Raw genomic sequence first — 11,506 nt, 5'->3', positions numbered from 1 at the left:
AAGGGGTGCTTTCTTTTCATTCCTTTTTATGGTTTACATAAATTCCCATTACCCGAAATTTATTTTACGCTACTGGTTACTGCACCTTTGGCAAGGGTGAAACGGATAAACAGCTTCAACCCCTGCTCTGGACGCTTGACCTCGGCAAAATTGCCGCAGGTACGCATCACGCCCACCACAAAGAACAGGACGAGCAGGGCAAGCCCGATAGCCTGCACCGCACCGTATATCCACGATGACTTTCCGTATCGCACTGCCTTTAAAGATTTCTGGGGATTGGGTTATGAGCTGCCATATCTCGGCTAACTTCTCATTCCAAGTGTTCAGGGCGTTCTCTAAATTCTGTACCACCCAGTCAGACATTCGACCACCTCCACCCAAAAACTCGTGTACCCCGGGGCTAAAGCTGGAAACCAATGGAACCTTCACCGCGTCCAGGTTCTTTCTGACATACTCATAGCGGATCCCTTCCGTCCTTTGGCCCAACGGCCCGCGGATGCTCCACTCCGGCACAGGCAAAACTGTCCGCCTTCTCCTCCTGCCCCAGCCTTTTGATCAGGGGTCTAGCCATATATCATTCTCCAGCCAGTAGCCTGACAAATAGTCCTGTATCTGTCTGTCATGGAAACATCAAACAGCTCCGCCGCCAACGCTCCCATTACTCCGCCTCCCCCTTTCCCGGTATCCGAAAACCTTCCGATGCTTTCTGAAAGGCTTCCGATATCTCCTCATCCGAGGGATGGACGTACGTATTGAGCGTGGTGTATATATTTTTATGCCTGGCCCGTATACGGAGAAGTTCGGGATCCCAGCCCGCGCTGTTCAAAAGGCTCAGGGACGTATGCCGGAACATATGCGGGGTAATGTAGATCCCGGTCTTTTTTCGCAGCTTACGGAACAGGTTGTCTACATCCGTATAATCCATTGCCTTTCCCGCGTGTTCAGTAAAAAGCAAAGGATATCTGCTGATAACACCTGGATCAAATCCACAAATAATAAGATATCCGGTTGCGATTGAGGATGTATGGTTCAGTAATCCACATGCAAAAGCAAAAGTTGTACTGAAAGTTATCCACTTTTCGCTATAAAGCAATGGCGAAACAGAATTTTTATTTTCTCTGTTTTGACCAAAAATCAATCTGTCCTAACTAAGGTACTAAATAGTTACATGAAATTAATAATTTTTGAATCTCTTTTGCCAGCGCCGCTGCCAGTTTTCGATGATTTTCTGCAGTCATATGCAGCCGGTCTTTCTCACTGGCTTCTGCAACTGAAGCAGCATCGAAGAAATGACAATTCTTCTGTCTAGCTACTGCTTCATATTCCGGCCGAAAACATCGTGACATAGCGGAAGCTTCTTCAGTAAAACAGCCATAGATACTGTCAGAAATTCCTGTCTTAATCAAGACTGGAGAAACAATCAGAATCTCCGGGTCCGGATAAGACGGAGCGAACGGAAAGCTGCGGATCGTATCAACAATCTGCTCCATCGCTCTCCCCAGATCCCAGGATGTCACCTGAAAGCGTTTCTTCAGATCATTGGTTCCCAGCATCACCACAATCAGATCCAGCGGATTATGGCTGGCAATAATGGGTATCAGCATTTTCAAGCCATTTCTTCCATAGGAGATTTCATCTTCAAAAACGGTTGTTCTTCCGCCGCAGCCTTCCTCGATAACGCGATAATCGCTCCCAAGAAGATTCTGCAGTACGCCGGTCCAGCGAACATCATCAGGATGTCGTCCTCCATGAATCGGATCCGTGCCAAATGTGTTACTGTCTCCATAACATAAAATATGTTTCATTACAATAACCCCATTAATTTCGGCAGCCCCAGTGAAAGGGACGGTATAAACGTCAACAGCAGCAACATGATAATCATAGACAGGTAAAATGGAAGAAATCCTTTCACAACCTTCTCCACAGGCACTTTCGCAATACTGCATCCGATGAACAAGGAAGTTCCTACCGGAGGTGTGCAAAGACCGATTCCATAAGCCAGAACCAGAACCACACCGAAATGGTACGGGTTAAAACCAAGTGCTCCGGTTGCAATCGGGAATAAAATAGGCGTCGTCAAAAGAATCAGAATACCCATATCCATGAAGCATCCAAGGACCAGCATCATCAGCAAAAGCAGCAGAACCAGCAGAGTTCTGTTTGAGGTCAGAGAAAGAAGCCAGGTGGATAGATTCTGAGGTACTTTTAAATAGGACATCACATAACCAAATGCTCCGGATGCAGAAATAATCGCCATTGCCATTGTCATCGTAGGCAGACATTTTTTCAAACCTTCCTGATAAAGCTTCAACGTCATATTGCGATATACAAACAAAGTTAAGAACAATGCATATACTGCGGCAACCGCCGCAGCTTCTGTAGCGGAACAAATGCCAAAGGATGTTCCCGCAAGCACAATTACGATTGCACCTAATCCCAGAAGTGCTTCCCAGATAATTTTAATGTTTTCCCTCATGGATCGCTTCACACCCAGAGGATATCTCTTTCGCACAGCTATCACATAAGCGGGAATCATAAGGCCTAACGTTAACATTACGCCAGGAATATATCCGCATGCCAACAGTGTGCTGATTGAAATTCCGCTTGCAGAAGCCAACGCATAAAACAGCATATTCTGGCTTGGCGGAATAATTACACCTTCCACTGATGAAGTTACAGTTACTGCCACACTGTAATCTTCATCATATCCTTCTTTCACCATCGCCGGAATCAACATAGCCCCAATGGAGGATACGTCTGCCGCCGAAGAACCGGATATTCCACCAAACAGCATACTCACCAAAATGTTGACAATCGCCGTACCGCCACGGATTCTCCCTACGATAATATTACAAAAGGACATAAGTTTTGATGTAATCTCACCATCTGTCATAACCTGCGCCATCATGATAAAAAAGGGTACTGCAATAAAAGTAAAGCTCAGCAAGCTGACTGACATTTTTTGAAATAAATTAAAATACGGAATCCCAAGGTATGTTGCCGTCACCAATGCAGAAATGGCAAGAGAGAAGGCAATCGGTATTCTGATGACCATCAGAATTGCTAATGTTGCAAATAACATAATGGTGCCTATTGCTATCTCATTCATGTCTTTCCTCCTCATTCTTTTCCTGGTTTCCAATCAGATATTCCAATAAATTAACCGCACTGTACAAAGCTGTCAGAATTCCTCCAAAAACAATTGGGAAATACTGCACTCCTTGAGACAGATGAGTAGCCGGCAAACGCTTCATCAGATTAATTTTAAAAACCTGCCAGCCAAAATATACCATCAGACATCCAAATACAGTCAACAGTAAATTACGTAAAATATCACAGGCTCTTCTCACTGCAGACGGAAACAAGTTGTATACACCTTCTATCGCAATATGTGTGTCTCCGTATGCCCCGATGGAAATACACAGAAAACCGAACCAGATCAATATGGTAAGGATAATTTCTTCAGACCACACCAGAGGTTTGCTGAAAACGTAACGCATCACAACCGCACCAAAACATACCGCTAACATGATTACAAGAAACACACAGCAAATCCATTGCTCCAACTTTACAAGATATCTTAAAGACCCCTTTACCTTCGACATGGAACGCTTCCCCTTTCTTTCTTAAAATCTGATTTCCTGTTATTCAGCGGAGCGAATCAGATCTACCAGTTCCTTATACTGCGGATACTTGTCATATACAGACTGTACAGTATCCTGGAATTCTTTCACATCCACATCAATAATCTTACATCCTGATTCCTCACATTTTGCTCTGGATTCTTCCTGATAATCCTGCATTGCCTGTCTCTGCCATTCAGCAGCTTCTCTGGATGCCTTCTTTACTCCCTCTTTCTGTGCATCGGACATCTGATCCCATGTCTTCTTACTGCAGATAACAAGTGCCGGAGGTGCCATGTGGCCATCCAGTGTAAAGTTCTTTGCTACTTCATAATGACCAGAGGTATAATAACTTACGAAGTCATTTTCCGCTCCATCTACAATGCCCGTCTGCAGTCCCTGGAACACTTCACCGTAATCCATTGGAGTTGCCTCTGCACCTAATGCCTGTACCATGGAAATGGCTACCTCCGTCTGCTGCACACGAATCTTCATGCCCTTCAGATCGGCCACGCATGTAATCGGCTTATCCGTTGTATAGAAATTTCTGGAACCAGCCTCATAAAAATCAAGACCTACCATATTATAATTTTCCAGTTCCTTAAAGGCCATCTCTCCTGCAGCTCCATCCAGCGCCTTATATTTTGCTTCTGTATTGGAGAACAGATACGGCATACTAAATGCGCCGAACAAATCTACTACAGGTGCCATGGAATTCGTATTAACACGTGAAAAATCAAGGGTTCCCGCCATTACCTGATCGATGGAAGATGCCTCATCACAAAGAGCTGCATTCGGATATACATCAATGTTTACCGTGCCATCTGTGTACTTGTTTGCCAGATCTGCAAACATTTTCATACCTTCTGTAATCGGATTTCCATCCGCCTGATTTTCTGCCAGCTTGAAGTGAAGTTCATCCCCCATATCTCCACTTGCTGCTTCCGCTGCCGTTGTTTCTTCCACCCTTTCTGCGGCTGTTGTTTCTGGTGTAGCGGAAGCTGCCGTTGTCCCGGCCGGCTTAGAACCGTCACATGCGGTCATTGACACCACCATTGCACATGAAAGTAATGCTGCTAAAGTTTTTTTCATTTATTTTTCCTCCTTAAATAAATTCTTTGAAAAATTGAATGTTATTCTGCAGAATAATTGAAATTTGAACACTGATCGCCTCATTTTTCGGCTTCTCACCCTTGATCAGATACTCAAAAAGCGTTTTGAAACCAAGATATCCTTTCTGATAGGGATTCTTATAAACGATCGCCTTTAAAACACCGTCATACAGCATCTGCGCACTTTCCGGAAACAAATCACTTCCAACCGCAAATATATCGTTAAATCGTTCGGACTGGATTAAGGCCTCGCACATCGGAATTGTATTTCTAGCTCTCGTGGAATAAGTTCCGATGACATCCGTATTTTCTCTCAAATACTTCAGCATCTGAATGCGGTTTGCCTCGGTATTATTCAAATTCGGCACGCTAATCACCGAAATATCCAGATTTTTTTCTTGAAAATATGTTCGAAAGCCTTCTGAATTCAATTTATGAGACAACGAACGTTCATCTCCCTCCGCTATAAGAATGGTTCCTTTTTTTCCCTGCAGTACCAGATTCATCAATTCGGCTGCAAGACGTCCTGTATAGGTATCATTAGGAGCTATACAACACAGTCGCCCACAATCTTTAAAATCATTGTCAATCAGAGCCACCGACACTCCTCTTCCGGAAAATTGACTCAACAGGCACTGCATCTGAGGACTATTAATATTTGGCGTAGTCAAAAGACCATCCAATCGATCTCCCCACTCATCGTATAACTGCTTCAGAATACTAACCTGTTCTTCGCTTCCTTTCGAATCACTCACCGGGAACGTAAAATCCATCACATTCAGATTATAGCCCGATACCTCGCTCTCAGCAGCTCTGCATCCTTTCCAAACATAGCGAAAATAGTATTTTCCTCCATCTTCTGCTTCCGGGAGCACCACGGCCAAATTCACTTGACGACGTTTCAGTGCCGATGCCACATAGTTTGTTGTGTACCCAAGTTCACTGGCCACATTCAGAATTTCCTGCCTGACTGCTTTGCTGACCCCCTCTTTGTTGTTCATCGCCCTATGGACAGAAACAAGAGAATATCCACTGGCCTGTGCAATATCCTTTAGAGTTATTTTCTTCACTTCTATAATACATCATCTCCCGTCTGATTCCGGCATCATACTTCTTTTCACTAAGCACTAAAAGAGTATAAAAAGTACATAATGTCTAAATTTTATTGTTTTCGAAAACGTTTTCTATAATCTGATTATAGAATATATTTACGCGCCCTGTCAATACGAAAAAAATTTTCTCTAATTTTTAAGCAAAACACTTAAATTTATTGTGCTTTTTAACAATTACATCTTGACTTTTTTCTCTTTTTCTACTATTCTGAAAACAATTCAATCAAAGGAGATGAATATCCATGAAGCATATCATTTTCAAAAATGCTCGTGTCATTATGCCGGATGCTGTGTTGAAAGATCACTATGTTTATGTCAGAGACGGTTTGATCAAATCCATAGATCAAGAACCTGTTCCAGAAAATCTAACCAGGGAAACCGAAATTATCAACTGCCAAGGCAATTATCTTTCTCCCGGTTTTATCGATACACACTGCCATGGAGGTGGTGGTGCCGATTTTATGGACGGAACCGTACAAGATATTCTCATTGCTGCTCGGGCACATTTAAAACACGGTACTACTGCCTTATGTCCCACAACACTTACCTGCTCAGATCAGGAGCTATTCCGTTTTTTTAAATCCTACGAAGCAGCGAAGGTCGTTTCCGAACATATGCCACATCTGCTTGGAATCCATCTGGAAGGTCCCTATTTTTCTCCTGCTCAGGCAGGAGCCCAACCTCCGGAATATCTGGTTTGTCCCAAGCGGGAACACTATATGGAAATCCTCAAACGAGGGAGCGGCAACCTCGTAAAGTGGTCCATTGCTCCTGAACTTCCTGGCGCTCTTGAATTGGGAGATGAATTAGCTTCCCGTGGTATCCTGGCCTTAATGGGCCACAGTAATGCCAAATTTGATACTGTTAAACTGGCTGTTCAGCACGGATACACACAACTGACTCATTTCTATTCCGCCATGTCCACAATCACACGGGAGAATGGGCACAGGAAACTTGGCCTGGTCGAAGCCGGATACTTATATGACCAGTTAAACGTAGAAATTATTGCTGATGGGATTCATCTTCCACCAGAACTCTTAAAACTGATTGTCAAATGTAAGGATCACTCCCACATCTGTCTTGTTACAGATAGCATGCGTGGTGCGAATATGCCGGATGGTCCTTCGCTTCTGGGTTCAAAAGCACATGGAACTCCCGTCATTATCAAAGATGGAATCGCCAATATGCCAGCCTTTGACGGATTTGCCGGCAGTGTGGCTACTACGGATCGCTTGGTACGTGTCATGACTCAAAAAGCCGGTTTACCTGTTTGGGATGCCGTTCGCATGGCCTCTCTAAACCCGGCTGTTTTTTTGGGCAAGCAAGATCAATACGGAAGCATTGCACCAGGTAAGTATGCCGATCTGTTGATTTTCGATGATGACATCCGCATTTCATCTGTTTATGTTGCAGGAATCAGACAATAGCATTGTAAAAGGAGATCTTAGCATGAATATTACTGTAAACGTATCATCCACCCCGCAGGAACTAGGCAGACATGCTGCCGCAGCGATTGCAAAATTATTAAATGATGCCATCAAAGCCCAGGGCTATGCCCGCCTGGTTCTTTCTACCGGCGCTTCCCAGTTTGAAACGCTCGACGCACTCGTAAAAGAACAAGTCGAATGGGAAAAAATAGAAATGTTCCATCTTGATGAGTATGTAGCTCTTCCGGAATGCCACATTGCAAGCTTCCGAAAATATTTAAAAGAACGTTTTGTCAGCAGGGTACCGCTAAAAGCAGCTTATTTCGTAAATGGTGAGGGCAATGTGGAAAAAAATATTGCCGAACTGACCACGAAACTGAGAGAAAATCCGATTGATGTAGGCGTAATCGGAATCGGCGAAAATGGCCATATTGCTTTTAACGATCCGCCTGCAGATTTTGAAACAGACACAGCCTACAAAATTGTCACACTGGATGAACGCTGCCGGAAGCAGCAGGTAGGTGAAGGATGGTTTGAAAACGTAGGGTCCGTGCCGAAGCAGGCCATCACCATGTGCGTAAAACAGATTATGTCCTGCCGCCATATTATCACAGCCGCACCACATGATGTAAAGGCGGAAGCAATTTGTAATACTATCACAAAAACGGTCGATCCAACCGTGCCAGCCACCATCTTAAAAACTCATCCGGACTGGCAGCTGTTTATTGATGACGCTTCTGCATCCCGGCTATTTGCAAATTAATTTTCAGACATGAGGTTTTTATAGATACTGTTAATCTTGAGATTGCCATACGACGGCTTCTTTCTGAGTCGCCGCCACCCGTAAAACGGGTGGCTCGGTGGACGGGTAAAACCCTTTGTTGCTAAGCCAGCGTCTCAAGGCGCTGGCTTGTTCCAAGCCCCTATGCGTTTGACTCGTTGCCGCCCCTGAAGGGGCCTTCGTAATACCGACTAACCCTTAAAAGGGTCCTCGTATTCTTTTACACTTAATTTATCCACCATTTGATCGTATCTTTCTTGTTCTTGGATATACTTACGTATGGTGTCTTCATTTAGACCTACTGTGCTTACGTAATATCCTTCTGACCAAAAGTGTCTGTTTCCGAACTTATACTTTAGATTTGCATGACGGTCGAACATCATGAATGCGCTTTTCCCCTTTAAATAGCCCATAAAACTGGATACACTATACTTAGGCGGGATTGCCACCAGCATATGTACATGATCCGGCATTAATTTTCCCTCCAATATTTCTACCCCTTTATAGCTACATAGTTGCTTTAATATATCTCGCAAATCCTCTTTATATTGATTATAAATGATTTTTCTTCTATACTTAGGTGTGAAGACGATATGGTATTTGCACATCCACTTGGTGTGCTAAATCATTGGCTTTCTTCGCCATATAAATCACCTTTCCTTTCTTTGATAGCGGCTTGGACACCTCTATCATAAATCGGAAAGGTGATTTTGTATAACATCTTGACTCGCACCCGCAAAGCGGGTGGTTTTTAGTTTCGCATGTCTCCATTTTTCGGAACACGAAAAACTCCGACATACTCAACAGGCTAAAGCCCATAAAAAAATTGACAGCCATAGACTACCCTTCCTTCGCCATGGGACGCTTATAGGGCAGCGATGGTGTGCCATCATCAAGGATTCGCTTGCATATCCAGGGCGACGGCTTTCGCCTACTATGGCTTCTGCTGACTTCTCACAGTTCGTTGTTACTACGGCTAATGGGACCGCCTGTGAGACCTGAGGCGCCGGAAGATATCTTCCGGCGCCTTTTTCCCAAAAATCCTCATGGTCATAATGCCGATAAACAGGACTTATACCACAATATCTTCTTCAAAACCAAAATCCTGAGATATGTCTCCTGGTTCCCCAACCATCTTCTCCGCCTTAAACTCAGCTCGCTTTACCGGGAATGCCACAACAGCCTTAAACAGATCCCCGTCTATGACAACCTGGAACTCGCCTCCCTGAAGCCGGGTCAAATCCTTGGATATGGACAATCCCAGGCCGCTTCCCTCAGTGGCCCTGGACACATCCCCCCTGACAAAACGCTCTGTCAGCTCATCCGGGCTGATGTTCAGCGATGACTCAGAAACATTCTTAATGGTAAATATGGCCTTGCCGCCCTCGTCCAGCACATCCACATAGACCCGGCTGTGTTCCATGGCATATTTCACTGCATTGGTATAGAGATTTTCCAGGACACGCCACAGGCGGCGTCCGTCAGCCTGGATGATAAGCACCTCATCCGGTATGTTGGAAATCAGTTCCAGCCTGCGCAGGGCAAACCGTTCCTCAAATTCACCGTTGGTCTGCTGTACCAGCTCTACCAGGTCAATATCTGATATATCCAGCTTCATATTGCCCGAACTGGCCTTGGATGCCTCCACCAGGTCCTCTGTCAGAGTCTTCAGCCGCTGGGACTTCTGGTCCAGCACTTCCAGATATGCGGCAATCTTGGGGTCCTGTATTTTCTCCCGCTTCAGCAGGTCCACGTAATTGATAATGGACGTAAGAGGGGTCTTGATATCATGGGACACATTGGTTATCAGGCTTGCCTTCAGCCGCTCGCTCTTAACCTGCTCCTGGATGGCTGAATCCAGACCGCTGCTGATGTTGTTGAGATGCTCTGCCATCTGCCGTTCCTTGCCGGACAGGCGGGCAGTATCAATCTGATAGCTGGTGTCCCCCTGGGAGATGCTGCTGACCGCCATGTCCAGAACATCCCTCTGCACTGACTTCTTAAATAACAGGTGGTATATCCACCCATCCAATCCCAGATACAGCACCACGAATACGTAAAACATAATCTGGTAGCTCAGCTTATTTCCCTTATAGAAAAAGAGGAAAATCAATCCCCACAGCATACCTGCGTTGAATCCCAGAAACAGCAGGTAGCAGAACCCGGTCCCCACTGCGTAGCTGACCCTTCCCACATAGTCCCTGGAAGCCTCCAGTGCCCTTTTTGCAAGGCTGTTGCTCCATAAGGTCCTGGCCTTATACCTGCGCAGCAAATCAAAACCGCACAATACAACGCTCCCGTACACAATGACCAGTTTAATCATCTTATTCCAGTAATTCCATTGTTCATTGGGAGCAAACAGGCTGAACAGACGGATTCCCACATATCTTCCTATATGGATGAACACCGCTGTTGCCGCCGCCCACAGAATCAGACAGAGCTCCGTGTGAATCTCATCAATGGGGAACAGGCGTATCTCCGCGCTTCCGTCCGTGGTATGGCCTGACATAAGCATCAGCATGGCCAGTGTGACCACACATCCCAGGCCGCCCAGTATGACGCTGCCCATGCCCATGATGAACTCGTTCCTGGCCTCCTTATATGCCTTGGCTTCTATGGAGTATGCATCCGTGTTGGGATAGCTGGTATCCACGGACAGGACCATATAGTTCTTATCGTTCTTATAGGGATTCCATATCTCCAGGAGTGTGGCTGCATTGGCAGGAACCGTTGCCATGTTGGTATCCATGCGGATGGTATTTCCCGGCACGTAAAGATACTTCCCCGTACCCACTATCTCCTCCATGGTCTTATCCGGCACATTGGTGGATACCTTTATATCACCCTTGTCGCTCTTGTATTCGATACGGAAGTTCAGGTTCGTATCGTTTTCTATGTAATTATAATATATGGTGTAATATTCACTCAGATGGACCAGTATATCAAGGGCCAGGTCCTCCATGGTCATCCTTGGAGCCTCTCCTGCATCCGCATCCACAAAATCCGGATTATAGCTCTGGAAATCCACGGTTATCTCTTCCTCGTCATCGTCCATGGAAATGGGCGATCCGGCCAATTGGAAATTCTCATCCAGATAGTAGCCCCTGGTCTTGATATAGCGCACAATCCGGTCCAGAGTCCACTCCGTTCCCTGCTCCCCCGGTCCATTGCTGACCCTTACAATGACCTTATGCATATCCAGCTTTCCGTTGGTCTCAAACATATCCTTATAACCCACATAGGTAAATATGCGGTCGATATCCTCTGTCAGCTGTTTGTCAAACTGGGGAGAATCCTCGTATGCATCCTCGTATATCCACTTTACACCTTTTCCGTAATTGGAATTAAGGTACATGGCGCTGATCCCGAATACGGACATGGCCACAAAGATAATGTGGAACAGGGTCAGGATCAGTTTCCTTCGTCTGAATCTCCTCTTCTCATCTGTCAT

The 11,506-nt window shown here is 45.2% G+C and carries 9 protein-coding genes and 2 pseudogenes; 2 read left to right on the top strand and 9 right to left on the bottom strand.

Going from position 1 to position 11,506, the window contains the following annotated elements:
- Positions 1 to 74: 74 nt before the first annotated feature.
- The 7 genes and pseudogenes from G614_RS29745 to G614_RS0106455 all read right to left on the bottom strand — a co-directional run.
- Positions 75 to 363 (bottom strand): annotated as a pseudogene (locus G614_RS29745) (hypothetical protein); the annotation flags it as partial.
- Positions 364 to 658: 295 nt separating this feature from the next.
- Positions 659 to 955 (bottom strand): tyrosine-type recombinase/integrase, encoded by a 297-nt coding sequence (locus G614_RS0106480; protein ID WP_027641301.1) that lies wholly within the window; start codon positions 953 to 955, stop codon positions 659 to 661.
- A gap of 193 nt (positions 956 to 1,148) precedes the next feature.
- Positions 1,149 to 1,805 carry an SGNH/GDSL hydrolase family protein gene (locus G614_RS0106475; protein ID WP_027641300.1) on the bottom strand — a complete coding sequence of 219 codons (657 nt, stop codon included), beginning with the start codon at positions 1,803 to 1,805 and terminating at the stop codon, positions 1,149 to 1,151.
- Positions 1,805 to 3,109 (bottom strand): TRAP transporter large permease, encoded by a 1,305-nt coding sequence (locus G614_RS0106470; protein WP_027641299.1) that lies wholly within the window; start codon positions 3,107 to 3,109, stop codon positions 1,805 to 1,807. Before G614_RS0106470 ends, G614_RS0106475 begins: the two co-directional genes overlap by 1 nt.
- Positions 3,102 to 3,605 (bottom strand): TRAP transporter small permease, encoded by a 504-nt coding sequence (locus G614_RS0106465; protein WP_027641298.1) that lies wholly within the window; start codon positions 3,603 to 3,605, stop codon positions 3,102 to 3,104. The genes G614_RS0106470 and G614_RS0106465 overlap by 8 nt, the downstream gene beginning before the upstream one ends.
- A 39-nt stretch (positions 3,606 to 3,644) precedes the next feature.
- Positions 3,645 to 4,715 (bottom strand): TRAP transporter substrate-binding protein, encoded by a 1,071-nt coding sequence (locus G614_RS0106460; protein WP_027641297.1) that lies wholly within the window; start codon positions 4,713 to 4,715, stop codon positions 3,645 to 3,647.
- Between the two features lie 13 nt (positions 4,716 to 4,728).
- Positions 4,729 to 5,805, bottom strand: coding sequence for a substrate-binding domain-containing protein (locus G614_RS0106455; protein ID WP_027641296.1), 1,077 nt, complete (start codon positions 5,803 to 5,805; stop codon positions 4,729 to 4,731).
- Between the two features lie 284 nt (positions 5,806 to 6,089).
- Here G614_RS0106455 and nagA point away from each other — a divergent pair, with 284 nt between their 5' ends.
- Both nagA and G614_RS0106445 read left to right on the top strand, forming a co-directional pair.
- Positions 6,090 to 7,274 (top strand): N-acetylglucosamine-6-phosphate deacetylase, encoded by a 1,185-nt coding sequence (gene nagA, locus G614_RS0106450; RefSeq protein ID WP_027641295.1) that lies wholly within the window; start codon positions 6,090 to 6,092, stop codon positions 7,272 to 7,274.
- 22 nt (positions 7,275 to 7,296) lie between these two features.
- On the top strand, positions 7,297 to 8,037 hold the full coding sequence (locus tag G614_RS0106445; RefSeq protein ID WP_044917461.1) for a glucosamine-6-phosphate deaminase: 741 nt from the start codon (positions 7,297 to 7,299) through the stop codon (positions 8,035 to 8,037).
- Positions 8,038 to 8,246: 209 nt separating this feature from the next.
- On the opposite strand, the pseudogene tnpA reads toward G614_RS0106445, so the two are convergent.
- A pseudogene (gene tnpA, locus G614_RS26940) lies at positions 8,247 to 8,700 on the bottom strand (IS200/IS605 family transposase).
- A gap of 427 nt (positions 8,701 to 9,127) precedes the next feature.
- Positions 9,128 to 11,506 carry a sensor histidine kinase gene (locus tag G614_RS0106435; RefSeq protein WP_027641293.1) on the bottom strand — a complete coding sequence of 793 codons (2,379 nt, stop codon included), beginning with the start codon at positions 11,504 to 11,506 and terminating at the stop codon, positions 9,128 to 9,130.

Origin of the sequence: [Clostridium] clostridioforme AGR2157 (assembly GCF_000424325.1) — a bacterium.
In the GTDB taxonomy this organism is placed as follows: Bacteria; Bacillota; Clostridia; order Lachnospirales; family Lachnospiraceae; genus Enterocloster; species Enterocloster clostridioformis_A.
Note: the sequence above shows the minus strand (reverse complement) of the source record. Positions and strands in the feature narration are given on the sequence as shown.